Annotated in this window: 21 protein-coding genes; 8 read left to right on the top strand and 13 right to left on the bottom strand. The window is 65.9% G+C overall.

Annotation, left to right across the window (positions count from 1 at the left end; genetic code table 11):
- Position 1: 1 nt before the first annotated feature.
- A complete protein-coding gene (locus tag C5B91_RS15780) occupies positions 2–2,014 on the bottom strand; it encodes a histidine kinase N-terminal 7TM domain-containing protein (RefSeq protein ID WP_115820012.1) in 2,013 nt (670 codons plus the stop codon).
- Between the two features lie 148 nt (positions 2,015–2,162).
- Here C5B91_RS15780 and C5B91_RS15775 point away from each other — a divergent pair, with 148 nt between their 5' ends.
- The gene (locus C5B91_RS15775; protein ID WP_008094178.1) at positions 2,163–2,753 is read left to right on the top strand and encodes a TetR/AcrR family transcriptional regulator; all 591 of its coding nucleotides are present in this window, start codon (positions 2,163–2,165) and stop codon (positions 2,751–2,753) included.
- Positions 2,750–4,216, top strand: a complete 1,467-nt coding sequence (locus C5B91_RS15770; protein ID WP_049968899.1) for an MATE family efflux transporter — start codon at positions 2,750–2,752, stop codon at positions 4,214–4,216. The genes C5B91_RS15775 and C5B91_RS15770 overlap by 4 nt, the downstream gene beginning before the upstream one ends.
- 27 nt (positions 4,217–4,243) lie before the next feature.
- Here C5B91_RS15770 and C5B91_RS15765 read toward each other — a convergent pair whose 3' ends face one another.
- From C5B91_RS15765 to C5B91_RS15755, 3 genes are read right to left on the bottom strand one after another with little or no spacing between them, the layout of a single operon-like run.
- Entirely contained in the window at positions 4,244–5,308 is a 1,065-nt protein-coding gene (locus C5B91_RS15765) for a proline racemase family protein (RefSeq protein WP_049968898.1), read from the bottom strand.
- Positions 5,305–5,628 (bottom strand): hypothetical protein, encoded by a 324-nt coding sequence (locus tag C5B91_RS15760; protein ID WP_049968897.1) that lies wholly within the window; start codon positions 5,626–5,628, stop codon positions 5,305–5,307. Before C5B91_RS15760 ends, C5B91_RS15765 begins: the two co-directional genes overlap by 4 nt.
- Position 5,629: 1 nt before the next feature.
- Complete coding sequence (locus tag C5B91_RS15755) at positions 5,630–7,096, bottom strand: sodium-dependent transporter (RefSeq protein WP_081909262.1); 1,467 nt, start codon at positions 7,094–7,096, stop codon at positions 5,630–5,632.
- Between the two features lie 362 nt (positions 7,097–7,458).
- On the opposite strand from C5B91_RS15755, the gene C5B91_RS15750 reads away from it, so the two are divergent.
- Positions 7,459–7,692: a hypothetical protein gene (locus tag C5B91_RS15750; RefSeq protein WP_233514273.1), complete on the top strand. Its 234-nt coding sequence runs from the start codon at positions 7,459–7,461 to the stop codon at positions 7,690–7,692.
- Between the two features lie 399 nt (positions 7,693–8,091).
- Here C5B91_RS15750 and C5B91_RS15745 read toward each other — a convergent pair whose 3' ends face one another.
- From C5B91_RS15745 to C5B91_RS15735, 3 genes are all read right to left on the bottom strand, one after another.
- Entirely contained in the window at positions 8,092–8,832 is a 741-nt protein-coding gene (locus tag C5B91_RS15745; protein WP_008094167.1) for a helix-turn-helix domain-containing protein, read from the bottom strand.
- Between the two features lie 171 nt (positions 8,833–9,003).
- Positions 9,004–9,696 carry a hypothetical protein gene (locus C5B91_RS15740; protein WP_049968895.1) on the bottom strand — a complete coding sequence of 231 codons (693 nt, stop codon included), beginning with the start codon at positions 9,694–9,696 and terminating at the stop codon, positions 9,004–9,006.
- Positions 9,697–9,754: 58 nt separating this feature from the next.
- Positions 9,755–10,366 carry a hypothetical protein gene (locus tag C5B91_RS15735; RefSeq protein WP_049968894.1) on the bottom strand — a complete coding sequence of 204 codons (612 nt, stop codon included), beginning with the start codon at positions 10,364–10,366 and terminating at the stop codon, positions 9,755–9,757.
- Positions 10,367–10,557: 191 nt separating this feature from the next.
- Between C5B91_RS15735 and C5B91_RS15730 the strand changes: the two genes are divergently transcribed.
- On the top strand, positions 10,558–10,797 hold the full coding sequence (locus C5B91_RS15730) for a hypothetical protein (protein ID WP_004978002.1): 240 nt from the start codon (positions 10,558–10,560) through the stop codon (positions 10,795–10,797).
- A 373-nt stretch (positions 10,798–11,170) separates the two neighbouring features.
- Positions 11,171–12,469, top strand: a complete 1,299-nt coding sequence (locus C5B91_RS15725; RefSeq protein ID WP_049968988.1) for an ATP-grasp domain-containing protein — start codon at positions 11,171–11,173, stop codon at positions 12,467–12,469.
- A gap of 78 nt (positions 12,470–12,547) precedes the next feature.
- On the opposite strand, the gene C5B91_RS15720 is transcribed toward C5B91_RS15725, so the two are convergent.
- The 4 genes from C5B91_RS15720 to C5B91_RS15705 all read right to left on the bottom strand — a co-directional run bounded on the left by C5B91_RS15720 (position 12,548) and on the right by C5B91_RS15705 (position 15,511).
- A complete protein-coding gene (locus C5B91_RS15720) occupies positions 12,548–12,991 on the bottom strand; it encodes a hypothetical protein (RefSeq protein WP_008094157.1) in 444 nt (147 codons plus the stop codon).
- Positions 12,992–13,233: 242 nt separating this feature from the next.
- The gene (locus tag C5B91_RS15715; RefSeq protein WP_008094155.1) at positions 13,234–13,665 is read right to left on the bottom strand and encodes a type II toxin-antitoxin system VapC family toxin; all 432 of its coding nucleotides are present in this window, start codon (positions 13,663–13,665) and stop codon (positions 13,234–13,236) included.
- Positions 13,662–13,937 (bottom strand): hypothetical protein, encoded by a 276-nt coding sequence (locus tag C5B91_RS15710; protein WP_049968893.1) that lies wholly within the window; start codon positions 13,935–13,937, stop codon positions 13,662–13,664. Before C5B91_RS15710 ends, C5B91_RS15715 begins: the two co-directional genes overlap by 4 nt.
- Before the next feature lie 143 nt (positions 13,938–14,080).
- Entirely contained in the window at positions 14,081–15,511 is a 1,431-nt protein-coding gene (locus C5B91_RS15705) for a twin-arginine translocation signal domain-containing protein (protein ID WP_049968892.1), read from the bottom strand.
- A 392-nt stretch (positions 15,512–15,903) separates the two neighbouring features.
- On the opposite strand from C5B91_RS15705, the gene C5B91_RS15700 reads away from it, so the two are divergent.
- The 3 genes from C5B91_RS15700 to C5B91_RS15685 all read left to right on the top strand — a co-directional run bounded on the left by C5B91_RS15700 (position 15,904) and on the right by C5B91_RS15685 (position 19,718).
- On the top strand, positions 15,904–17,160 hold the full coding sequence (locus C5B91_RS15700; RefSeq protein ID WP_049968987.1) for a polysaccharide deacetylase family protein: 1,257 nt from the start codon (positions 15,904–15,906) through the stop codon (positions 17,158–17,160).
- A 322-nt stretch (positions 17,161–17,482) separates the two neighbouring features.
- Positions 17,483–18,598: a glycosyltransferase family 2 protein gene (locus tag C5B91_RS15690; protein ID WP_008094147.1), complete on the top strand. Its 1,116-nt coding sequence runs from the start codon at positions 17,483–17,485 to the stop codon at positions 18,596–18,598.
- 136 nt (positions 18,599–18,734) lie between these two features.
- Positions 18,735–19,718: a DUF1616 domain-containing protein gene (locus C5B91_RS15685; RefSeq protein WP_181950726.1), complete on the top strand. Its 984-nt coding sequence runs from the start codon at positions 18,735–18,737 to the stop codon at positions 19,716–19,718.
- A 189-nt stretch (positions 19,719–19,907) separates the two neighbouring features.
- Here C5B91_RS15685 and C5B91_RS15680 read toward each other — a convergent pair whose 3' ends face one another.
- The gene (locus C5B91_RS15680; RefSeq protein ID WP_115819979.1) at positions 19,908–22,646 is read right to left on the bottom strand and encodes a hypothetical protein; all 2,739 of its coding nucleotides are present in this window, start codon (positions 22,644–22,646) and stop codon (positions 19,908–19,910) included.
- A gap of 456 nt (positions 22,647–23,102) precedes the next feature.
- Positions 23,103–24,623, bottom strand: coding sequence for a lipopolysaccharide biosynthesis protein (locus C5B91_RS15675; protein WP_008094141.1), 1,521 nt, complete (start codon positions 24,621–24,623; stop codon positions 23,103–23,105).
- Between the last annotated feature and the right edge of the window lie 298 nt (positions 24,624–24,921).

Here is a 24,921-nt window from a genome sequence, read left to right as displayed (position 1 = left end):
GTTAGACGTCGTCAGACGACGCCGAACTCGACTCCAGAACCGAGTCCTCCGCGCGTTCGACGCCCCGAATCACGAACCGCGCGCCGGCGTCCGCGGCGTCCTCGTATCCGACCGACCAGTCGTGGGCGTCGGCGATGGTTCGGACGATTGCGAGGCCGAAGCCGGTGCCGTCGACTGCGGTCGTGAACCCCGACTCGAAGAGCTTCGGGCGGTCCTCCGGCGGGACGCCGGGGCCGTCGTCTTCGACGTAGAAGCCGTCCCGAGTCGCGCCGACGGTGACGGTCACGCCGTCGCCGGCGTGCTCGACGGAATTTCGAAACAGGTTCTCGAAAAGCTGGAGGAGCCGAGTCCGGTCCGCCGCGAACGATGCGCTTTCGGCCACCTCGAGCGCGGCCGATTTAGTGTCGACGTTCGCCCACGCCTCGGTCGCGACGGCGTCGAGCGAGACCGTCTCGCGCTCGTCGACCGTGCCGCCGCGGGCGAGCGCGAGCACGTCGGTGATAATCTCGCCCATGCGCTCGTGGGCCGCCTCGATTCGCTCGACGTGGTCCGGGTCGGGACGCTCCGCCTCCTTCACCAGTTCGAGGTAGCCCTCCGCCACATTCAGCGGATTTCGCAGGTCGTGCGAGACGACGTTCGCGAACGTTTCGAGCTGCTGTTCGTGCTTGCGCCGGTCAGTTACGTCGTGGGCGTTGACGACGACGCCGCTGACAACGGGATCGTCGAGGAGGTTCCGACACCGGACGCTGAAGACGCGCCACCCGCGGGTCGAACTACGGAACCGGAGTTCGGCGGTGGCGTCCTCGTCGGGGCGCGCCAGCGCCTCCCGGAACGTCTCGATGGCGGCATCCTCGTCGTCGGGGTGGAGGAACCGGGCCAGCGACCGAACCTCACTCGGGTCCTCGTCGGTGCCGAGCGTCTGGGCGGCCGAGTCGCTCAGATAGCTGACCGTGCCGTCGGCGTCGAGGACGAAGATGAGGTCGGAGGCGTTCTCCGTGAGCGCGCGGAACCACCGCTCGCGGACGCGGCGCTCGGTGATGTCGTGGAGGATGTGCAGATGGCCGCGAACCGCGTCCCGGCCGTCGGTCACGGCCGACCTGTCGACCTCGAAGTAGCGCGCCTCGTCGTTGTCGTCGACGACCCGGAGCTCCCCGCCGGTTTCGAGAGCCTCGGCGGCCACCGCGTCGAACACGTCGGCCACGGGGGCCCCCAGCGACGAGGGCTCCACGTCGAAAAGCGCCCTCGCCGACGGGTTGGTGTCGGCCAGCCGGCCCTTTCGGTCGACGACGATGACGGGGTCGGCCATCCGCTCGATGACGAGGTCCCGCGCGATGGGGCTGATGTCGAGGATTCGGTACCGCGAGAGCCCGATGGCGAGCAGCGACGACGTGGCGGCGAACGAGATGGCGATGGGGTTCGCGGGCGAAAACGGCGTCCAGAGATACACCGCCCCGACGATGGGGGGAACGAGAACCGCGACGAACAAGAGGAGCGCTTGTTTTCGGTATATCTGTCGGCTCCGCAGGCAGTGGATGCCGAGGGCGACGAGCGCGGCCCCGACCGCGACGTAGCTGTAGACAATATCCACCCAGAACAGCGGTCCGTAGACGACATCGGCCGTCGTGATTCCACCGGTGGTCGAAAACGACAGCGACTCCCACAGGAGCGTGTGGACCCCGAGGGCGTTCGTCGCCGCCCCCGCGATGACGAGCGTGGGCCACACGGCGAACAGCGCGGCGGTACGGCGGGAGACCCACTGCTCGTAGCCCGCGATTTCGAGGGCGAAAAGCAGGGTGAAAAACACCGTCGCCTCCGCGGGGACCAAGACGAGGACGTACCACAGGAGGCGGACGGACGCCGCGTCGGCGAGGAGGTAGAACGCCTCGAACAGCGACCAGCCGCCGGCGCTCAGAGAGAGGGCGATGAACCACCGTCCGGTCGGTTCGTCGCGGTACTGCCAGCCGTAGCTCGCGACCCCGACGGACATCACGGTCGCGAGGAGAAGCGCACCCACGTACGGTGACAGCGAGAGAGGCACTACACTCGAGTACCCGGGTCGGCCACTTAGAAACTCTGGCAGACGGCCGGCCGTGAGTCGCCCTAACGAAGGATTTGGCGGTCCAAAGTCTCTTAACTGACCGGTCAGTAAGCCGGGACAGAAGATGGACGCAGAGACCAGGGCCGAGATACTCGAAGCGACCAACCGGGCGCTCTGCGAACACGGGTACGCCGGCCTGACGGTGCAGCGAATCGCGGAGGAGTCGTCGGTGACGAGCGCCGCGATTCACTACCACTTCGACACGAAAGAGGAGCTCCTCAACGCCTTCCTCGACGACCGAATCGAGCGATTCGAGTCGAAGTTGTCGTGCGGCGCGTCCGACCCGCGGAAGCGGCTCGACGCGGTTCTCGACGCGGTGTTCAACCCCGAGGACCCCGACGTCGACGGCTTCCCCGTGGCGCTCATGGAACTGAAGGCGCAAGCGCCCTACCACGAGCTGTTCCGCGAGCGCTTCCTCGACCTCGACGACGTGATGCGCGGAACCGTCGCCGACATCGTCCGCGACGGCGTCGAAACAGGAGCGTTCGACGAGGCCGACCCGGCGGAAATCGCGCGGCTCGTCACGACCATGAGCAACGGCGCGCACGCCCGCGCCGTCGCGCTCGACGAACACCCCGCTGAGACCCGGCGGGTCGTCGAAGACGCCCTCGAACTCCACCTCGGCTGGACGCCGGGTGCGGAGGTGGAGCGATGAGTCTGTTCAAGGGACAAGAGGAACTCAACCTCACCGAGGGCGGCATCGTCAAGCCGCTTCTCTACCTGTCGCTCCCCATCGTCGTCACGAACCTGCTCCAGACGGCGTACAACCTCGCGGACACGTTCTGGCTCGGCCAGTACTCGACGGAGGCGCTCGCGGCCATCTCGTTCGCCTTCCCGATGGTGTTCCTCCTCATCTCGCTCGGGATGGGGCTGTCCGTCGCCGGGAGCGTCCTCGTCGCCCAGCACACCGGGGCCGAGGAGACGGACAAAGCCGAGTACGCGGCCTCCCAGACCGTCACGTTCGCGTTCCTCGGGTCCGCGATGCTCGGCGCGCTCGGCTACCCGCTCGTCCGCCCGTTCCTCGATTTCCTCGGGGCCTCGCCGGACGTGCTGCCGGGCGCGACGGCCTACATGCAGGTCATCGCGCTCGGTCTGCCGTTCATGTTCGGCTTCTTCGTATTCATCTCGCTGATGCGCGGGGCGGGCGACACCATCACGCCGATGCTCGTGATGTTCGGGACTGTCGTCCTCAACGTCGTCCTCGACCCGTTTTTCATCAACGGGTGGGCGCTGGGGCCGGTTCAGTTCCCCGAACTCGGGATTCAGGGCGCGGCCATCGCCACCGTCATCTCGCGGGTCCTCGCGATGGTCGTCGGCATCGCCATCATGGTGTCGGGCACCAGAGGCATCCAGATTCACCTCACGGACATGCGACCGGACTTCCGGTACCTGCGGAAGATTCTCCGCATCGGCATCCCCGCCAGCATCGAGGGGACGGGTCGCGCGCTCTCCATCAACGCGCTTCTCATCGTCGTCGGCCTGTTTTCGACCTCCGTCGTCGCGGCGTTCGGTATCGGCACCCGCGTGTTCTCGGTCATCTTCCTCCCGGCTATCGCCGTCGCCCGCGGCGTCGAGACGATGTCCGGTCAGAACATCGGCGCGGGGAAGTACGACCGAGCGGAGCAGGCGAACTACGTCGCGGCCAAGGGATTGTTCTTCGTCCTCGGCCTGCTCGGACTGGCCATCTTCCTCGTTCCTGAGCCCATCGTCTCGGTGTTCACCACCGACGCGGCGGTCCTCGACGTGGGCGCGCAGTTCCTGCGGTACGTCTCGCTGTCGTTCGGCTTCATCGGTATCATGCGGGCGTTCACCGGCGGCTTCCGTGGTGCGGGCAAGACGCTCATCGCCGCGGTGATATCGGTCGTCACGCTCGCCGGCATCCGCCTTCCGGTCGCCTTCGTCGCGTCGCAGGGACTCCTGCCGACGGACTTCTGGTTCCTCGGAAGCACCGACGTTCGGGGCATCTGGATCGCGTTCTTCGTCTCGAACGTCGCGGGCGCGTTCATCGCGTGGCTCTGGTTCCGCCGGGGGACGTGGCGCGAGGGCGACGTGCGCGGGACACCGGCCGGCGGCGAGTTGGAGACCGACGACGTGGAGCTATCGAGCGGGATGGACTGATTCGGAAAAAGAGGCGGTCCGAACCCGCTACTTCGCCGAGATGCTGAACCCGGAAAGCGAGTCCTTCGCGTCTTTGACGAACGTGTGTTTCCCCGTGATTCGGGCCGACCCGGTGATGAGCGGCGTCGTCAGCGTCACGCCGCCGCGTTCGTCGGCCGCGACGAGTCTACCTTCGAAGCGCGTGCCGACGATGCTCTCGTGGAGGTACGACTCGCCGATGTCGAGCGCGCCGGCCTCGTGGAGGAGTGCCATCTTCGCGCACGTCCCGGTCCCGCACGGCGAGCGGTCGACCTGCCCCTCGCCGAAGACGACGATACTTCGATCCACCTCGTCGGGCGTGCCGTATATCTCGGTGATCGAGACCGAGCCCGCCTCGCCGGTGAGCGGGTGGACGATATCGAGGCGTTCGTTGACGGCGTCGCGGATTTCGAGGCCCCAATCGACGAAGGTCGATGCGTGCCGCGGTTCGACGGGTAGGTCGAGTTGGTCGCTGTCGACCAGCGCGAAGAAGTTGCCCGCGTAGACGACGTCGACGCGGAGCGGCGAGTCGAGAAACGAGACCGGGACGGTCGCCTCGTCGTAGACGAACGACCGGACGTTCTCTATCGTGACGCGCTCGACGCCGCCGTCGGACGCGTATTCGGGCGTCGCCTCGACGAGTCCGGCCGGCGTCTCGACGCGGACGGTCTCGCATCGGTCGAGTCGCCCCAGTTCGAGGAGCGCGGAGACGACGCCGATGGTCCCGTGGCCGCACATGTCGAGATAGCCCCGACTGTCCATGAAGAAGACGCCCACGTCCGCGTCGGGACGGGTGGAGGCGACGACGACCGCTCCGAACATGTCGTCGTGGCCGCGGGGCTCCCGCATCAGCAGGTCGCGCACCCAGTCGTGGGTTTCGGCGAACGAGTCGCGGCGCTCCCGGACGGAGTCGCCCGCGAGCGCGGCGCGGTCGATACCGTCGACGACGATGCGGGTCGGCTCGCCCTCGGTGTGCGTGTCGATGGTCGTGAACGACGCGTCCGTGGCGAGGTCGTCGAACTCGAACTCGAACTCACTCTCGTCCGCGAGTTCGTCGGCGTCGTTTCCGTTCATTCGTCCACCAGTTCGAGCCGGGCGATTTGCTCGTCGGACCAGTCGTAATGCGGCTCGTCAATCGCTCGGAGCGACCGCACGCACTCGTTGTAGCGGCGGCGGGCAATCGGCGCGTAGGGGTCGTCGGGGTTCGCGCGAATCCACCCGCGGAGGTCGGAAAGCGCCCGGGGCGAGTAGCTATCGATGTCGTCCTGTTCCCGTAAGAGCGCGAGTTTGCGCTCCTCGGTGCGGAGCGACCGGACGAGGACCGCGGCCGCGACGCCGGGCAACAGGAGGAGCGAGACGAGCATCGAGACCCACGTGAGCGTCGACAGCGCCATCTCAGTCGTCACCTCCCGGGACGGCCGCGGAACCGGACGGCGGCTCGTCGCCGACGACGCTCATCACGAGCGTGCTCACGACGACGAGTCCGGCCATGAACGCGACGCCGAGCAACATCAACCGCTGGTTCGCGGTTCCGATGCTGGAGTAGACGCCGTAGCCGAGGATGAACACCATCACGACGGGGATGACGTACTTCACGACCGAATTCCACCACGCGCCGACGTAGATGCCAGCGTTACGGTTGAGGTCGAGGACGCGGGCGCGTTCGGGGCCGAACTTCCACGCGACGAGCGCGATGATGGAAAGCGTCGCGAGCGGGAGGCCGAAGCTCCCGAACATGAAGTCCATCTGCCCGAGGAACGCCGACGAGTAGGCGCTCGGGAGGCCGAACACCCAAATGGCGCCGCAGGACGCGAGCACGGCACCCGTCCGAGAGAGCCGCGTCTCCTCCGAGACGGTGGTGACGGCGACCTCGGTGATACCGAGGCCGGAGGTGAACGTCGCGAAGAAGAAGGAGACGAAGAACACGATAGCCCACAGACTCCCGCCGGGGAGTTCGGGGAACACCTGCGCCATCGAGATGAAAAGCAGGTTCGACCCGGCGCTCGGTTCGAGTCCGAACGCGAAGACGACGGGGAACGTGGCGAACACCGCGAGCAGACCGATGCTCGTGTTCCCGATGGCGGTGAACAGGCCGCCGCCGAGCGGCACGTCGTCGTACCGGCTGAGGTAGCTCCCGTAGGTCAGCGCGATGCCCCACCCGAGGCCCGTCGAGAACAGCGCCTGACTGAGCGCCGCGACCCACGTACTGCCGCGGGTGAGGTACCCCCAATCGGGCGTGAAGACGAATGCGACGCCCTCCATGCCGCCGGGGAGGGTGATGCCGCGAATCGAGACCGCCACGAGGGCGACGACGAGCAGCGGAATCATCCACTTCACGACGCGCTCGATGCCGCGGCGGATACCGAACACGAGGACGCCGGCCAAGCCGGCCATCGTCACCGTGTGCATCCCGACGACGAGCGTCGGATTGTTGATGAAGCCCTCCCAGAATGCTTGCGGCTGGAACCCCGGCTGGGTGAACGTCATGAGCACCGAGTGGCCGGCGTAGTAGAGCGCCCAGCCGATGATGGGCGCGTAGTACGACATCAGCGCCACGTTGACGATGAGGACCACGAGGCCGAGACCCTGCGCCCGCTTGCTCCCGAGGACCGTTCTGAACGCTCCGATGACTCCGTGGTTCGTGTACCGGCCGATCATCGTCTCGGCCATCAGCCCGGGGACCGCGATGAGATACAACAAGAGAATGTAGGCCACGAGGAAGGCACCGCCGCCGTTTTCGCCCGTCGTAAACGGCATGCGCCAGATGTTGCCCGCGCCCACCATCGCGCCGAGCATCGCCATGAGGAAACCGAACCGGCTTCCCCACTCTTCTCGCGCCGTTCTCGCCTCTGAGTCTGACATGATACTGCTACCCAAACCCTTGAACAGAAGGTAGTTATACGGATGTGCTACTATGGTCGGGGTTGTCAACGAAAGATGTATAGAAACGCTGTTGAGACGATTCGGTAGTTATCGGTATATACCTCGGATTCGAGTGCTACAGACGTTATAAACCGCGATTAATAGCTCTTCCACAAGTATCAACAAGTGGGAAGGTTTCGGCCGGGACAGCCGGTCGGACCGTATCATAGTCGGGGATGGGTATATAATCGCGAAGCGAACACCACCGGTATGGTCACGACCAGCGACGAGCGAGCCGAAGACGACCGGACGCCGCGAGACGAACGCCGGACGAAACGCGACTCGGAAGCGCGTCGGTGTGCGTGAGAGACGAGCGGGCGGACGAGGTCGAGCGGGCGGTGCTCGCGCTTCTCGACCGCCGTGGACCGACGCCGATAGACGAGATACTCGCCGGAGTGGACGGACATCCTATCGAGATAGAACACGCCTGTAGCCGACTTCAGCGCGCGGGCGAACTCCGAAGCCGGAGTTGCGGCGTGTACGCTCGCCCGACCGACGACGGCGGGAGCCGGCGCGTCGCGCCGCGCGACGAGTAGGCAGTCCTCGACCGCGTTTTTTCGCCTGTCTAGCCCAGAACCGACAGCGACTCGGCCACCCCGACGGCGACGGAGTCGGTGGTCGACCGGCCTCTCACGAGGGCCACCCTCCCATGGACAGACACTAGTATAACTCGCCCTCCGCCGAGGACTCAGCCATGACGAACTCAGTCACGGGGCGACTGTCGGCCCAACGGTGCCCGGAGTGCGGTTCGGAGACGCAGACGCGACACGGAATCGAACGCTGTACGGACTGTACGTGGCGCGCGCCACAGGGGGCCGACTGAACGGAAAGACGCTGTCGGTACCGCGGGCGCGACCCGTCGAACTGACACCACCGTGTCCGGAGTAAACCGGAGAGAAAGTTATCGAATCGAATAACGAGCGGCGTCGACGGCGTTACGGAGTTGACTCCGCGTACTGGTTGAGGAGTTTCGCCTCGGCCTTCCGGAGATGTTCGAGCAGCGTGGTCTTCGAGATGTCGAGTTCGTCGGCCAGTTCCCGCGTCGTCGTCTCCCGCGGCCACGTGTAGTAGTCGCGCCGGCAGGCCAGTTCGAACACCTCTCGCTGGCGGTTCGAGAGCTTGTCCAGTTGGTGTGAGACGTGGTTTTTCGCGCCGGCGACGGAAGTGACCTTGGTGACGATGATTTCGGCCTGATTCGCCGCCTCCAGCGAGTCGAGGCGTTCGCGGAGGTCGGCCCGGTCGTCGGTGTCGATGACCGGCCAGTACTCCCATCCGTCGTCGACGCGGACGGGCGCGTCGTGGACGAAGCCGTGCGACAGAAGCGAGTCGGTCATGCTGTTTTCGGGGTCGTACTCGACCATCATCTCCCGCGTCGTGTTGCCGACGTTCGACGCGCCGTTGTCGAACTCGTGGCGGGGGCTCAACTCGGAGACGGAGTCGGTAAGCCGCGACCGCTCGGTCGCGCGGACGAAGTCGTCGATGTCCTCGACCCGGTCGGCGTAGACCGTGAAGTGTCCCTTGACCGTGTCCTCGGGCGTGTTGTACACGGTGTGAGCGGTGACCCCGGCGTCGACGTTCTCCGTCACTTCCAGCGTCCAGCAGTCCGGGTGCCAGACCTTGAGCGTGAGTCTGGTCGGGCCCGTGAGTTCGGAATTCGGTGCGCTAGCGTTCGACATACGAGACGGTTACACTCCCGTGTGGTATATATCCAACCGACCATGGGAGGGCGGGGCGGAGTCGGACGTCTCGGATCGACGTCGGCGCTTGCAGCCGACGTGAAGCCGCCGTCGGCGTACCCGATTGCTACTTCGCCTCCATGGCGAAAATCGGGACCGCCCGGCCGAGAACTACTCCAGCGTGAGCGAGAAGCCCCACGTCGCCTCCCGTCTGTCGTCGTCAGAGGACCCCGAGAGCCCGCCGACGGCGAAGTCCGCCTCGAAGCGGAACTCGCCGACCGGGAGACAGCTCGCTTCTTCCTTCTCGGACTGGGCGACGCCGTAGAGGTTCAGCAGCTCCGACCGCGACTCGCCGGGTTCGAGCGAGAGAATCCGGTACTCCTCGGTCACGGCGATGTGGTCTTCGAGCCGCCAACAGCCCGCCTCGGCGGGATACTCGCCGTCCGCGGGGAGGAAGATGAGGTCGTTCGTCGTGTCCGAGACGTACTGGAAGAAGACGGTTCTCCCCTCGCCGACCTCGACGACCTCGTCGCCGGTGTTCGTCAGCGTGATGCGGACCTGCGGCGGGTGGTCGTCGTTCGCGAGGTCCTCCGTTATCTCGACTTCGTGTTCGACGGGCACGTCGGGAGCGTCGTCGACGCCGACGAGCGAGATGCCGGGACCGCCGGACGGGCGGGTGCCGCCGGTTCCGTCGTCAGTGCCGTTTCCATCCGGGAGGTCGTCCGTCGTGTCCGTCGGCCCGTCGGTCGTCTCGTCGTCAGTCGTCGCGCCGTCGTCCGACCCGCCGTCGCCGACGCAACCGGCGAGGAGACCGAACGAGAGGAGGGCGGTCGAACCGAGGAAGGTGCGTCGTGTCAGGGACATACCCGTTAATCGTCGCGGACGGGAATAACCCTACGCGAGAGTCAAATCACGATTTGAGTCACGGGGCGGCGTCGCGGTGGCTGCGGTAGTACTCCCACTCCGCGTCGGTGCCGTAGTGGACGACCAAGTCGGTCGCGGTCTGCTCGGCGACCCCCGACGCGCGCCTGAGTGCGGCGGTGTTCCGTTCGAGCACCGCGGCCGCGACGGCGTCCGCGCTCCCGAAGTGCTCGAAGAGCGCCCGCGAGGCGCGGTCGCCGGCGTTGGGAACCGGCGCGCAAGCCGCCCGAATGCGCGCCCGTTCGGCCCGGTCGTCCACGCGGTCGACCCACGTCCGAACCCACGCGGCGACCGCCTCGCGGTCCTCGTCCGACGCCGGCGGCTCGAACTCGCGGACCGAGTCGTCGACGACGCCGCCGAACCGCGCCGAGACGGAGAGGCCACCCGGATGCGGGAGGACGTGGACGCCCAGCGAGTCGCCGGGGTCGATACCGACGAGCACCGCGGGGACGGCCTTCTCGAAGCGGAGCGCGAAGTTCGCCGGCCGCGGCTCGCCGGGCGGGTAGATGACCCACTCGTCGCTCGGCAGTTCGACGCGCTCCGGAAGCCAGCCGAGCTCGTCGCTCTCGGCGGGGGCGGCGTCCTCGGTCGCCGGGTCTGTGTCGCGTGTCACGTCGGTCCCTCGCTCAGGGGCGTCGGAAATCGACGCCGTTCGTCGCGTGGACGGACTGACCGGGCGCTGATAAGACACGCGGTTACGACTGTCGGGCGACGCGGACTGTCACGCGGAGCGACCGAGTACCACGCTCGGCACGAACTACTCACACCCGGCCGCTCAAGTACATCGAGCACGAACGCGTCTCTATGCCCGTCGTAGAAGTCAATCTCCCGGACGAACTGCTCGTCGAGTTCGAACAGCTTGTCGACGAAGAGTTCATCAGCGAAGAACAGGCCGTCGAGGAGCTCCTCTCGATGGGAATGGACGCCTACGGTGCCCCCGTCGACGACGAGGACGGCGTCCAGTCCGACTTCGTCCAGAGCGCCCAGAACAACCTCTTCGACACCGCGGGCGACCCCGGCGGCCTCGACGACGACGTGCTCTGAGGCGGCGACGCTCCGCCAGAACCGTCGACATCTTGGCACCGCGCCGAACTATTTCTCGTCGAGAGCGCTCGTTTCGCCGACTCGGCAGACCCGCTGACCGTGGAGACCGTCTCTCTCGCCCCGGTATGCTGTGGATAACCGAGCCGAAACCGTCGGTTTTCTCGACTCTCACGAATCGAATCCGGTCCGACGCGTTCGAATCCGCAGTTCGGTCGCCGACGCGACGCTCGCGCGACGGCGCGCACCGGCCCTGTCGCGGACGGCAGACCGCACACCGACCGCCGAGTCAGGTCGGGAGGAACCGACTCCCGGCACCGACCTCGAACCCGTTAGCGGACCCATACTAATTCCGTCACCGCGCGACGGTTCAGGCATGTCCAAACGCGCGCACGCCCGGAACTCGGTGCTCGTTCCATCGGGCAACTACACTTGCATCCGGTCGCTCGGCGAGCGGGGAATCCACACGGTGATGGCCTCCGAACACGACGACACGCCGGCGGCCTCGTCCCGATTCTGCGACGAACTCGTCCGCATTCCCGCCCCGAAAGACGACCTCGTTGCCTACAAGGACGCCCTCGTCGGCATCGCCGCCCGACCAGACGTGAAGACAATCATCCCGACGCGGCCCGAAGACGGCTACATCTTCTCGAAGTACCTCGACGAGTTCGAGCAGTACGTCGACCTCGTCGTCCCCGACTTCGAGACGCTCCGCCGGGTCCACGACCGAAAGCTCCTCTACGAGGCCGCCGTCGAGGCCGGCGTCCCCATGCCGCGGACCCGCCTGTTCAGCGAGGTCGAAGCGTTCCACGAGCCCTCGATTATCAAGCCGCGGTACAACGTCGTCGCCGGCGAGTACGTCGACAGCTACGACCCCCACGAGTACGACATCGTCAAGAGCGTCCGCCACGTCCGCCCCGGCGACCGTCCGGACCCCGACGAGATATACGCCGAGATGAAACACGACCCCATCGTGCAGGACTACGTTCCGACCGAGGACAAGTACATGTTCGCGGCGCTGTACGACCACGGCGAGCCCCTCGCGACGTTCCAGCACCTCCAGATTCGCGGAAACTCCTACACCGGCGGCGGCGGCGTCTACCGGACTTCGGTGTACGACCCCGAACTCGAATCCGTCGCGCGGAAGCTCCTCGGTCACATCAACTGGCACGGCCTCGCGTGCATCGAGTACCTCAAGGACGCCGAGACGGGCGAGTTCAAACTCATCGAAATCAACCCCCGGATGTGGCAGTCACTCCCCTCGACTGTCCGCGCGGGCGCCGACTTCCCGTACTACTACTGGCTGCAGGCGACCGGGCAGAAACACCGCATCGAACCGGGGTACGAACTCGGCGTCGGCACTCACTACCTCTGGGGCGAACTCGGCTACGTGATGAGCGTCCGCCGCGACGACTCGCCGCTCGTCGAGCGCCCGTCGTTCGTCAAGACCGTCTGGGAGGTCGCCTCTTCTATCTACCACGAGCCGAGATTCGACCTCGCGCGCCTCGACGACCCGGTTCCCTTCGCCCGCTACGTGCACCACGCGCTGTTCAACCGTGGAGACGACGAGGACGACGAGGAATCGACCGCCGGCCGCGACGGTGACGGAGACGACGTGAAAGAGCGAGGAACCGGCATCACGCTGACGCCGGGACTCAACTTCAGAGGTCGCTGAGCAGACTGGGTGTCCGTGCACCGCCGCTCACCGTGGCGTTGTGGAACGCCGCGGAGCGCGGTTAGCAGTCGGTCCTCGTCAGGAGCGCGCCTTCGCGCGCTCGTGATACCATCCGCCGAACGCGCCGAGCGGAACGACCAACCAACCGGCAGCGATAACGGCGAAAACCACGCTCACTGGCAGCAGTAGCGCGGTGAAGACGACCGCCTCCAGTAGAACCATCTCACCGCGGGTGAAGTTCGAGACGCCGACGAGGAAAGCGGGCCCGAATCCGCCCGTGACAAGACTTCCGAGTGCAGTCAGCCCGCCGAAAAGCGTACCGTATCGTTGGCGGTCGTCGTCGGGTCGCAGCCGTCGCCAGAGCAGCGTGCCCACGATAAACGAGGTCGGTATCGCTATCGGAACGGCCACCAGTCCGAGACCGAAGACGAACCCGAGTGTCCCGTTCATCGCGCCGACGAGAGTCAGCAGCCCCGCAGCACCGAACCAGAGGGTGATTGCCAACAACCCGGTTGCAGCCATCGCTATCCCGCCGCCGACGTCGTTTCGCTCGGCGTACGGGAGCCGTCCGGGACCGTACCGACGACAGAGCCGAACCATAGGTCGAACTGCGGCGCACGTCCCGATAAATGTTATTACGAATACATTTGTCGGTTTGCAGCGGGACCGAGGGACTGGTATCACGCTGACGCCGGGACTCAACTTCAGGGGTCACTGAGCGGACCGCTCGTTTCTCTGTCGGCGCTCCCGTGGCGCTGTTAAACCTACCGGAGCCCCGGTTCGATGCGGTCGACGAGTCCATCGAAATCCGTGTCGAAACTCAACACGGCGTCGATGCCACGCGACTCGCACAGCGAGACGATGGTCGCATCGGTGAAGCTGAGGTCGTGGTCCTCGTATCGGCGGAGCGTCTCCAGCGACGCCCGGACGTCGTCCGGTTCGACGTGAATCGTCTCGAACACGTTCGGAAACGGTTCCTCGCCGAGAATGCGACTGGCAACGGTATCCGCAGCCTCGAACGAACCCGTTCGAGCGCGCGTGAGCGTTACCGTCTCGTCGAGAACGTAGTCGTTCGTGTACGGCTGTCCGAACTCCCCGTCGAACAGTTCGTCGAACGCGCTGACGGCTTGGTCGTGCCTGTCGGCATCCGTATCGTGGTGCGCGAAGAACACGCCGGTATCGACGAGGACGCTCATCCGTACAGCACGTCGTCGATGTCTTCTTCGGTCGTCGTGACGCCGGACGAAACCATCCCGTCGTGGAACTGCTCGCGCTCGGACTCCGAAAGCGGGACACGTTTCTCGCGGAACGAGTCGATGAGGTCCGCCTTGGACTCGACGGCGTTCTCGACGAGCCGCGCCAAGACTTCCTGCTGCGTCACTCGCGTCCCGGTCTTCAGCCGAATCTCGGCCTGTAACCGTTCGAGGCGTGATTTCGTGTCGTCGTCCATCTTCACCGACGTGGCCATGTTCGGCGGTAGAACATACTACTGGGTAAGGTTTGCTACTATCTTGACTGGCGTAACGCTGACCGGACTGGGTGCGATATTCAGCGCGGTCACGGCGATTGCCGACGACTGGGGGTTCCGATAGCGCCTTGGCCGACGCCCGTTCACTCGTCGCGGAACGCGCAGGTCGCGGTGTAGGACACGTTATCGAGCAGGAGTTCGACGCCGCGGGTCCGGGTCGGCGGACCGCTGACGTTGATGCTGGAGTTCTCGATAGCGCAGTCCGACGCGCGGTTGACGAGCACGCCGCCGACCCGGCCGTTCGGCAGGTGGATACAGCTATCGACGATGCGGGAGCCGTTTCGATTCTCGTCGACGACGACCGCCGAACCGTAGGGCTGACTCTCGCACGCCCCCGAGATGGTGACGTTCTCCAGGACCATCCCCCATGGCTCCCGCGCGATGGCGGTGTCCACGGGACCCGCGTAGATGGTCTGGACGCCGGTGTCGTTGACGATGCGGCAGTTGCGCATCGTGAAGCCGCCGTGGCTCCCGTAGGTCGGAACGGTGATGATGCCCGGCGAGGACGGACTCGACCGGAAGATGAAGTCGCAGTCCTCGATGAGAACCCCCGTGTAGCCGTGGCCCGTCGAGTCGATGCGGAGGCCCTCGGGACTGTCGAGTCTGTCGCCCTCCCGCGCGTGTTCGTTGAGGTTGTCCGCGTCGACGACGACGGTCGCGCCCTTGATCCACGAGGTCTTGGTCGGATGGTCGCCCGCGGAGATGCGCATGTTGGTGTTGTCGTTGTTCTTGAACAACCCGCCCTCGACGCGGAGGACGCCGCGGGTGTGGGTCGCGCGGAACGACGACGACCCGCGCTGTTCGATGTGGCAGTCTATCATCCTCACTTCGCCGACCGACCGCTCGGTGATGCGAATCCCGGCGACGCCGTTCGGGTAGCCGGGGAGCGCCGCGCCCTCGCGCATGTAGACGCGACGGGCGACGTTGACGCCCTCCACCGAAGTGCAGTCGAAGAGGAGCAGTTGGTCGCGCGCGTGGCTGTCCGTGGGGGTGCGGCCGAGCCACTCGACGTCCTCGACGAGCGCGCCGTCGTCGTTGGCGAGCCAGATATCGGCGCTCGTGGTGTCGTCGTCGGTCTGCTGGACGGAGAAGTTCTTCAGGACGTGGTGGTCCCCGCTCGTGATTCGGAGCATCCGGAACCGCTCGCCGGGGTCTGCCGGCGGGAAGACGAACTGCACGTCCTTGTGGGAGTCGCCGAGGCCGACGAGTTGGAAGTTCGAGACGCCGCGGTCCCAGTCGTGCTCGCGGGTGATGAGGTAGTCACCCGGCGGGAACTCGACGGCCGTGTCGTCGCCGTACACCCCGTCGAGGATGTCGTCGACCGGCTCTTGGCCCGTCGGGTCCATCCCGAGGTCGTCGACCGCGTGGAAGACGGTGAGGTCCGGTTCGGGCGTCGGCGTCTCCTCGGTCGTCGGCGTCTCGGTCGGCGTCTCCTCGTCCGGCGTGTTACAGCCGGCGAGCGCGGCACCGATACCGACCGCGCCGAGCGTCTTCAGGTAGGTTCTGCGATTCACTGGCAACCACCCGCGTGCTCGGAGCGTTCCCGGTGACTGTCGGGCGTCCGTCGAGCGTCGGGGGCGGGTCGCCTCGAAGGGCGAGACGAGAGTTGGAGAGAGAGGGACCGACGTCGGTTACACATGTTTCCCGTCAGTTGGACCGGGGAGGTGATTGGTAAACGGTGTGTAACCGGGGGTGGCGGGGCGAAAGCCCCTGAATCCGGACGGGTCTGCGGCGACGAAACGGGCGAGAGACTGTGCGAAAAACAGGTCAAAATCGGCGACATTCGCGGTTTCCGACGCCGTCAGTCCGTGGCTACGGAAATTACGAGTGGCATTACTATCGACTCGTGACGACAGTTGTCCGTATGAAACTATCACGGCGTTCGTATCTCGGACTGAGCGCCGCCGTGCTCAGCGGCTGCGTCGCGAGGGGCGGTGAATCAGCCGGTACTCCCGAAGCGACCGCGACGAGCGAGCCGCCGGTACCGACGCCGCGGTTCAGCTACGACGACCCGAGCGTCGACGCGGCGGGCGACCCGTTGGCGGTCGCGTTCAACAGCCGAGAGCGGTTCAGAGACGTTGGATGGCTCGTCGACGACTTCGAGGACGAACGGCTCTGGGGGACGTTCGCGGGGCGGTACGCCGTCGAAGAGGACGTCGTCTACTGCGGGGCGCAGTCGCTCCGGCTCGAAGCGACGCCGGACGACGAGCGGGTGTGGATTTACCGGACGTTCGAGGACGGTATCGACCTCTCGGAGGCCGACCTCTCGCTGGCCGTCAACCTCGAAACGCCCGACACCGAGGGCATCACGGTTCGCCTCGCCGCGCCCGACTACGACAACACGCTGCTTCTCGGTCGGCACATCTGGAAGGCAGGCTGGCAGCGCCTCGACCTCGGGCCACAGCGCGTCACCGGGTCGCCGGACCTGACGAACGTCACCGAGATAAGCATCCAGATGTACACCGGCGGCGGTACCGCGGCGCGGTTCTACGTCGACTCGCTCCGGGCCAAACCGCGGGCCGGCGCGGGCGCGGTGATGATAACGTTCGACGACAACACCCGGAGCCAGTACGACACGGCGTATCCGATACTGGAGTCCCACGGCTTCCCCGGCGTCGTCGGCGTCATCCCGTGGACCGTCGGGTCGAGCCACCGCATCCCGCGGTCGGGGATGGACGAGATGGTCGAATCGGGGTGGGACATGGTGAGCCACCCCCAGCAGTCGGACTCGTTCCGCGTCCTCTCGCCGGCCGACCAGCGCGCGAGCATCAGGGAGTCGAAGGCGTGGCTCGTCGAAAACGGGTTCGAACGCGGGGCCGACTTCATCATCTGGCCGTACGGCCGGTACAACGAGTCAGCGCTCGACGTCGCGAGCGACTACCACTACCTCGGGTTCGTGACCGTCGGGGGACCGACCGGCGCGATATCCGACCCGCAAATCGTCGGCCGGACCGACGGCGACGACGTACAGAAGGCGAAGGAGGCGCTCGACTTCGCCGCCCAGTACAACCAGCTCGCGGTGCTCATGTACCACGACGTGACCGGAGAGGGACGCTCCGTCAGCCCGGCGGCGTTCGCCGAGACGATAGACTACATCGACGAACTCGGGCTAGACGTGGTCACCGCGTCGAGCTACTGGGACTCGATCCGAAACACCATCTGACGCGGCGGTTCGCCCGGCACGCCGGCCCGAGTACGGCGACATGCTGCTTTTCAAGACAGTCTCGACGGACGTGATACGGATTCGATTAGTCGCGGTTTCGTGAACGTTAGACAACCGTTCTAACCGTCCTAAACGCCTGAAATTCGGCTTTGCATACGTGTTGCTGACGACTAACAAAGACCCGAACGGCCCAATCACCGGGTCGAAGTATCGATGTTCCTACGCACTCTCCAACTCGATTCGCGGCCGCGGGACGACACGCCCGACGGCGGCGGACCGGTCGACACGCCGCGTTCAACACAGGGGTCGCACGCGAGGGGCGATGTACCGCGGTAACGCCGTCGGCGTCGTCGTGCCCGCGTACAACGAGGCGCGGTTCGTCGGCGGCGTCGTCGACACGCTCCCCGCGTTCGTCGACCGCGCGTACGTCGTCGACGACCGCTCGACCGACGGGACGTGGGAGGAGATTCGGCGGCACGCGGCGCGCGCGAACGAGCGAGCGGCCGAACCGGTCGTCGCCGCGGCCGACGGCGGTGCGTCGCTCGACGGGCGCGTCGTCCCGATTCGACACCCGGTCAACCGCGGGCGCGGCGCGGCCGTCAAGACCGGCTACGAACGCGCCCTCGCCGACGGGATGGACATCGTCGTCGTGATGGACGGCGACGGACAGATGGACCCGGATATCATGCCCGCCATCATCGACCCCGTCGTCGACGGAGACGCCGACTACGCCGTCGGCGACCGACTCGCCGCGCGGGACACCCGCCGGGGGATGCCGCCGTGGCGGCTGTTCGGCAACCTCCTGTTGTCCGGGCTGACGCGCATCGCCAGCGGCTACTGGCACATCCGCGACCCGCAGAACGGCTACACGGCTATCTCGGCGGAGGCGCTCTCGGAGCTGGATTTCGACCGGCTGTACGACCAGTACGGCTTCCTGAACGACCTGCTCGTGAACCTGAACGTCGCCGAAAAGCGCGTCGCCACCGTGCCGATGCGCGCGCGCTACGGCGACGAAGAAAGCGGTATCAGGTACTCGACGTTCGTCCCCGGGCTGTCGTTCCTCCTGCTCAGGGACTTCGTCTGGCGACTCCGCGTTCGATACCTCGACGGCGGCGTTCACCCGGTGGCCGTCCTCTACGCGCTCGGCGTCGTGAGCGTCCTCGCCGGCGCGCTCCGACTGGTCGGCGGGGTCGCGTCGAAGGACCGACCGGGTCGGCAGTCCCTCACCGGACTCCTCGTCGGCCTCGGGTCACTCGGCGGCGCGATGGTCCTCGACAGCCGCGAGAACGAACGGTTGCGAGTCGCGGCGGAGCCGTCCGCGTCGTTCGAGCGGGGCGCGTCGAACGGGGCACAGCCGTCGTCCCGCGTCGGCGGTGCCGACGAGAGCGACGAGAGAGCTGAGAAGGAACCAGACGGTCGCGAGATAGTCGGGAGTTAGTCACCTCGTACCGCCGAAATCAGGGGTGTGAGGTGCTCAATAACAACAGCCTAGTCGCGTCATATAACCGGTAATGGGGTCTACATCACACAGAAAAGGACGGTTGAACCAGGCACTCGACGAACTCTCGTTGGACGTGCCCACTGCGCTCCTCGTCGTCGTCTCGAGTAGCCTCGTTGCGGTTCTCGACGTCGTGCCGACCGTCCAAGCCCTCGTCGGACTCCCCGTGCTGCTATTTCTTCCCGGTTACGCGCTGTTGCTCGCGCTGTTTCCCGCCGGGTCGTCGGGCAATCCGGGCGAGGGACCGTCGTTCGGCCGGTTCGAGTGGCAGCCGGACCTCGGCCTCACGGAGCGATTTGCGCTCGCTTTCGGGATGAGCGTCGCACTCTTGCCGGTGGTCGGCCTGGCGCTCCTCTGGGCTGGCGTCGGACTGAACGCCGCGCCCGTCCTGCTCGCGCTGTCGGCAATCATCGTCGGCGGCCTCGCCATCGGCGAGGTACGGCGGCGGCGACTCCCCGAGGGAGAGCGCTTTCACGTCCCGATTCGGCGCTGGTACGCCGACGTGGTCCGGTCGTTCGACCAGTCCTCTCGGGTCGACTCGCTCCTGAACGTCGCGCTCGCGTTCGCCGTCCTCCTTGCCGTCGCGAGCCTGAGTTACGCGCTCGTCGCACCGGGGACGGGCGAGTCGTATTCGAGCCTGTCGCTTCTCACGCGGGACGCCGGCGGCGAGTTCGTCGCCGCCGACTACCCCGAGGAACTAACGGTGGGCGAGCAGACCGAACTGTTCGTCTCCGTCGAGAACGCCGAGGGGGAGGCGACGAGCTACACGCTCGTGGCCGAACTCCAGCGCGTCGAGCGGGTGAACGGCGAGACGACGGTCGTCGAGCGGCAGGTCCTCGGGTCGCGGACGGAGACCGTCGGAGACGGCGAGACGTGGCAGGCCCGCCATATCTTCGCCCCGGAGCTGACCGGCGAGGATCTCCGGCTCACCTACTTCCTGTACGAGGGCGACGCGCCGGCGGAGCCGAGTACCGACACGGCGTACCGCTCGGCGTACGTCTGGCTGACCGTGACCGAGGAACCGACTGAAGACACGGCCGCCAGCGACGACGCGGCGTAACCGCGTCGTACTGACGTCCGAACTCAGTTCTCGGCGTACTGCGTCGCCGGACGCGGCGGTCGCTCGGACGCGCGGGGAAAACGGAGAAAACCGCGTCGAAACGCGAAAACTGGGTGCCTCTGCTGCCTGCGGCGTCACCGTGCGAGCGACGCGCCGTCTACTGGTCCGCTATTCTGCCGTGCTGTCGTCTCAGCCGTCGTTGTCTTCGAAGGTCAGCGCCGCGTCGCCGGTCAGGTTCATCTTCTTGATGTCACCCGAGAACCGGAAGGCGTCGACGTTGTCCGTGACGGAGCCCGTCACCTTGCCGTTGGTGACGCTGTCGTCGCTCTCGGTCGGCCCGACGAGCGGGTCGTTCAGGATGTCGCCGGAGACCATGAAGTCGTACGTCGTCTCCGTGCCGTCGCCCTCGACCACGAGGGTGTTCGGCAGCGAGAACACGCTGGGGTCGACCCGCGTGCCGTTGACGTAGACCTCGGCCTCGCCCTGGAGGAACGACAGCGACGTAATCGTGCCCGTGAAGGTGAACGTGTCGTCGACGCCCTCGGTGGTCACCCACCCCGTCGCGGAGCTTTCGGACACGTCGTCCCACTCTTCGACGGTGTCGCCCGAGGCCTCGAGCGTGCCGCTGACACTGACTTCGTACTGCGTCTCGACGCCAGTGCCGACGAGGCGCAGTTCGTTCTGGCTGTCGGTGGAGTCGTCCGTCGAATCCGTCGAGCCGTCCGTGCTCGAACCGGTCGAGGAATCGGTCGTGGCGTCGGTGACCGTGCTCTCGGTCACCTGCTCACCGTCGACGTAAATCTCGGCCTCGCCTTCGACGAAGCCGAAGGAGGTGACGCTCCCCGCGAAGTTGAACGTGTCCTCGACGCCCTCGGTCGTAATCCAGCCGCTGGCGGAGGTGCCGTCGATGGTGTCCCACGTCTCGACGGTGTCGCCCGAGGCTTCGAGCGCGTCGCTGACGGTGAACTCGTACTGGGTCTGGGTACCCGTGCCGACGAGGCGCAGTTCGTGCGAGAGGTCGGTCGTCGAGTCCGTCGTGGAACCGTCCGTCGAGTCGTCCGTGCTCGAATCGGTCGTCGAGTCCGTCGTGGCGTCCGTGACGGTACTCTCGGTCACCTGCTCGCCGTTGACGTAAATCTCACACTCGCCTTCGAGGAACGAGAACGAGTCGACGTCGCCGGAGAACGTGTAGGTGTCCTCGACGCCCTCGGTCGTAATCCAGCCGGTCGCGGTGCCGCTGGAGATGTCGTCCCACTCCTCGATGGTGTCGCCCGACGCCTGCAGCGAGTCCGTCACGGTGAACTCGTACTGGGTCGTCGTGCCCGTGCCGACGAGGCGAATCTCGTTCGGGAGGGGTTCGGTCGTCGAGTCGTCCGTCGAGTCAGTCGTCGAATCGTCGGTCGTCGAATCGGTCGAGTCGTCCGTGGTCGACGAGTCGCCGCCGGTGCTCCCGTCGGCGCTCGGGAGCGGACAGGAGTCGCTGCTCGTGATGTTGCTCGTGTCCACGTCGGCCCCGCTGAACACCGTCGCCTGCCCGGAGACGTTGATGTTCGAGTCCAGAATCTCGCAGCTCGTGGCGTCGTTGACGAGGACGCCGTCCACGTCGCCGTTCGGGAAGTGGATACAGCTGTTCTGGACGGTCGAGCCGTTGCGGTCGTTGTCGATGCAGACCGCCGCGCCGGCGGGCTGGGACCGCGTACTCCCCGTGATGGAGACGTTCTCGAGGTTCACGCCCCACGGCTTGTCCGCGGTGTCGGTGTCGACGGAGTCGGCGTGAATCGTCTGGACCGACGTGTCGTTCTGGATGCGGCAGTTACGCAGGGTGAAGCCGCCGTGGCCGGCCCACGTCGGCGACGAGACGATGCCGCGCGAGGTGGGACAGGACTTGAAGATGAAGTCACAGTCCTCGATGAGGACGCCGGCGTAGCCGTTGCCGGTGGAGTCGATGCGGAGGCCCTCGGGACTGTCGAGGCTGTCGCCGTCGCGGGCGTGCTCGTTGAGGTTGTCCGCGTCCATGATGACGGTCGCACCCTTGATCCACGAGGTCTTGTCGGGGTGGTCGCCCGCGGAGATGCGCATGTTGGTGTTGTCGTTGTTCTTGAACAACCCGCCCTCGACGCGGAGGACCCCGCGGGTGTGGGTCGCGCGGAACGACGACGACCCGCGCTGTTCGATGTGACAGTCGACGAGGCGAATCTCGCCGACGGAACCGCCCTGCACGCGGATACCCGCGACGCCGTCGGGGTAGCCGGGAAGTTCGGCACCCTCGCGCATGTAGACGCGGCGGGCGACGTTGACGCCGTCGACGGAGGAACAGTCGTACGCGAGGAGCTGGCGGCGGGCGTTGTTGTCGGTGGGGGTGCGGCCGAGCCACTCGACGTCCTCGATGAGGCCGCCGTCGTCGTTTATCATCCAGATGTCCGCCGTGGTGGTGTCGTCGTCGGTCTGCTGGATGGAGAAGTTCTTCAGGACGTGGTGGTCCCCGCTCGTGATTTCGAGGAACCGGTACTTCTCGCCGTTGTTGCCCGACGGGAAGACGAACTGCACGTCCTTGTGGGAACTGCCGGTGCCGACCATCCCGAAGCGGGAGACGTCGTCGTTCCAGTACTGCGTCTCGGTGGCGAGATACTCACCCGGAGGGAATTCGATGAGCGTCCCGCTCCCGTACGCGGCGTCGAGTTGGTCGTCTATCGGTTCGTTTCCGTTGGGGTCCATTCCAAGGTCGTCCACCGCGTTGACGACGCGGTCCCATTGGATACCGAAGCGCTCCTCTGGTCCAGACGCAGCCGACGCGACGCCGGCAGAGAGGGCAGTCGATGCGGCCGCCGCACCGAGTTTGAGGTAGTTCCGCCTGTTGAGTTGCGATTCGAGGATGGAGTCTGAATCCGCCGCAGATTCGTCGTCATCTCCATCGGTTAGTCGTACCATACCCGAGGAAAGCCCTCGTTAAGGTGATAATCATTATTGCGAGGTATAATCGGGTTAGCTACGATTACTTGCGGAATTGATTCGGATGGAGGCCAGTTAGTTACCAGTTGCATTCCAGAGACACACCTTATATTCTCTCAAAAAGATATCAATTATAGAGGTATATACGACCAAATTGGCAGTCAAAAACGACCACTTAATCGGTACTATACGGGTCAAATCGACATCCGGTGTCGAATTAGAATCGGTCCGTGAAACGTCTCTCCTCGTCAGATAATCAATCTATGAACTGGTAATTACGCTCCCACCGAATCTTGCGAGGGCGTTCGTTTCACCGTACCCACATATTCTGACGGAGTTCTGATAGGTTTGATTCACGGCCGAGGTTCAGCTAGCAATGAGAGTCAGTCGAATCGACCACTCGCCGGGTTCCGGTGGGGCGGCCGAACGCCCACCTCACTTCGACATCACCGAGACGAGTTCGCGGAGGTTCTGTTTGACCCGCCAGTCGAAGAGCGTCATGAGCGACGCCGCGCTGACGGCGTAGGCGACGACGCCGATGGCGACGAGGAGCGCGAACTCGACGAGGGGCGACCCGACGCGGTTCTGCGCCGCGAGGACCGCCAGCGCCATCGCGCCGCTGGCAGCGACGGGGTACGAGAGCTCCCGGAGGAACCGGCGGTAAGTCGTGCCGAGCGTTCGTTTCATCTCGCGCGCGTAGAGCGGGACCATCGGGAACGCGAGGATGCCCGTGACCGCGAGGGCGGTCCCTTCGATGCCGTAGGCGCTCGTCGCGGGGACGATGGCTATCGCGAGCAGGGCAACCCTGAGGAAGCCGAGTTTGGTCTGGACGTCGGGACGGCCGACGGCGCGCCAGACGGGGTTGAACGTCGCGAAGAGCGTCCGAAAGAGCCCGTAGGCGACGAGAATCTGCATGGCGAGCACCATCGGAAGCCAGTCCTCGCCGAGGAACGCCCCGACGAAGGCGGGCGCGACGAGGTAGATGCCGACCGACATCGGCAGCGCGACGAAGGCGGTGAGCCGGAAGGTGCTGAAGAACGCCTCGCGGAGGGCGCGTTGGTCCTCCTGAAGCTTCGAGTAGGTCGAGAACATCACGCTGGAGACGACGACGGCGATTTCGGTCGCCGGCGCGTTGGAGATGCGGTAGGCGAGCTGGTAGTAGCCGAGCGAGGTCGCCGTCAGGAGCCAGCCGACGACCGCGTCGTCGCCCTGTCCGTAGAGGAACTCGACGATGGACGACCCCGTGACCCACTTCCCGTAGCCGATGAGTTCGGCGGCGTACGCGCGGTTTAGCGCGGGGCGGGGGCGATACGGGTGCAGGAAGTAGGTCACGACCGACCGGACGCTGGCGTCGGCGAGGTAGCCGAAGATGAGCGCCCAGACCGTCGGGCTGACCGCGGCGTAGCCGAGCGCGACAACGACGTAGGCCGTCGTGCCGCTGACCCGGTAGGCGAACTCCTTGTGGAACGCGAGGTCCTTCTTGAAGTAGACCATCGCGGGGTTCCGCAGCGCGAGGAAAATCGGGACCAACGCGATGGTACGGATGAGGTCCCGCGCGGCGGGTTCGCCGAACAGCGAGGCGAGCGACGGGGCGGCGAGGTAGAGAATCGAACTCATCAGCAGGCCGCGGAGGAGTTCGAGCGTGAACGTCGTGTTCAGGTACTCGTCCACGTCGTCGTCGACGCGCTGGATGAGCGCGGCGTCGATGCCGAGGTTCGTCAGGCTCAGAAGCGCCGAGATGGTGAGGAGCGCGATCCCCATCAGCCCGATTGCCTCGGGGCCGAGCAACCGCGCGAGGACGATGAACATGACGACCTTCAGCACCCGGTCGAGGACGTTCATCGCCGAGACCCACATCCCGCTTTTCACCGTCCGCTCCGTGAGGTCGCTGTCGTCGTCGCCGGGAACGAACCGGCGGCGAATCGTCCGGACGACCGAGCGAATCTTATCTCTCATCGAACGCACCTCGCGGGTCGCCGCTTCGGCGAGGACCCGGCGTATTCACGAACGGTAACACTCGGCTACACATCGGCTCAGGAGCCGATTAATTATTGACTCGCTACTGGATTCCGGCGGGGTCGCGGGTCCCGCGGCCGCGAGAATTAGGCGCTGTTTGACCGGGGATGAAACGAGAACGGTCGGGCGGTGGGAGGCGACGAGCGGCGAGACCGAGTCGGCGGCCCGAAGCCGTGCGGTGACATTCAGCACGCACCGATGAGCGCGAGGAATATCCGTGCCGGCTCGGAAGTTGAAA

Origin of the sequence: Haloferax sp. Atlit-10N, assembly GCF_003586325.1 — an archaeon.
Lineage (GTDB): Archaea > Halobacteriota > Halobacteria > Halobacteriales > Haloferacaceae > Haloferax > Haloferax prahovense.
Note: the sequence above shows the minus strand (reverse complement) of the source record. Positions and strands in the feature narration are given on the sequence as shown.

What these genes read in the sequence shown, in the direction of transcription:
- C5B91_RS15710 (WP_049968893.1), bottom strand. Translation starts at nt 13,937, where the DNA reads ATGGCCACGTCGGTGAAGATGGACGACGACACGAAATCACGCCTCGAA.
- C5B91_RS15745 (WP_008094167.1), bottom strand. Translation starts at nt 8,832, where the DNA reads ATGTCGAACGCTAGCGCACCGAATTCCGAACTCACGGGCCCGACCAGA.
- C5B91_RS15775 (WP_008094178.1), top strand. Translation starts at nt 2,163, where the DNA reads ATGGACGCAGAGACCAGGGCCGAGATACTCGAAGCGACCAACCGGGCG.
- C5B91_RS15740 (WP_049968895.1), bottom strand. Translation starts at nt 9,696, where the DNA reads ATGTCCCTGACACGACGCACCTTCCTCGGTTCGACCGCCCTCCTCTCG.
- C5B91_RS15770 (WP_049968899.1), top strand. Translation starts at nt 2,750, where the DNA reads ATGAGTCTGTTCAAGGGACAAGAGGAACTCAACCTCACCGAGGGCGGC.
- C5B91_RS15725 (WP_049968988.1), top strand. Translation starts at nt 11,171, where the DNA reads ATGTCCAAACGCGCGCACGCCCGGAACTCGGTGCTCGTTCCATCGGGC.
- C5B91_RS15730 (WP_004978002.1), top strand. Translation starts at nt 10,558, where the DNA reads ATGCCCGTCGTAGAAGTCAATCTCCCGGACGAACTGCTCGTCGAGTTC.
- C5B91_RS15690 (WP_008094147.1), top strand. Translation starts at nt 17,483, where the DNA reads ATGTACCGCGGTAACGCCGTCGGCGTCGTCGTGCCCGCGTACAACGAG.
- C5B91_RS15720 (WP_008094157.1), bottom strand. Translation starts at nt 12,991, where the DNA reads ATGGCTGCAACCGGGTTGTTGGCAATCACCCTCTGGTTCGGTGCTGCG.
- C5B91_RS15765 (WP_049968898.1), bottom strand. Translation starts at nt 5,308, where the DNA reads ATGAACGGAAACGACGCCGACGAACTCGCGGACGAGAGTGAGTTCGAG.
- C5B91_RS15760 (WP_049968897.1), bottom strand. Translation starts at nt 5,628, where the DNA reads ATGGCGCTGTCGACGCTCACGTGGGTCTCGATGCTCGTCTCGCTCCTC.
- C5B91_RS15680 (WP_115819979.1), bottom strand. Translation starts at nt 22,646, where the DNA reads ATGGTACGACTAACCGATGGAGATGACGACGAATCTGCGGCGGATTCA.
- C5B91_RS15675 (WP_008094141.1), bottom strand. Translation starts at nt 24,623, where the DNA reads ATGAGAGATAAGATTCGCTCGGTCGTCCGGACGATTCGCCGCCGGTTC.
- C5B91_RS15715 (WP_008094155.1), bottom strand. Translation starts at nt 13,665, where the DNA reads ATGAGCGTCCTCGTCGATACCGGCGTGTTCTTCGCGCACCACGATACG.
- C5B91_RS15755 (WP_081909262.1), bottom strand. Translation starts at nt 7,096, where the DNA reads ATGTCAGACTCAGAGGCGAGAACGGCGCGAGAAGAGTGGGGAAGCCGG.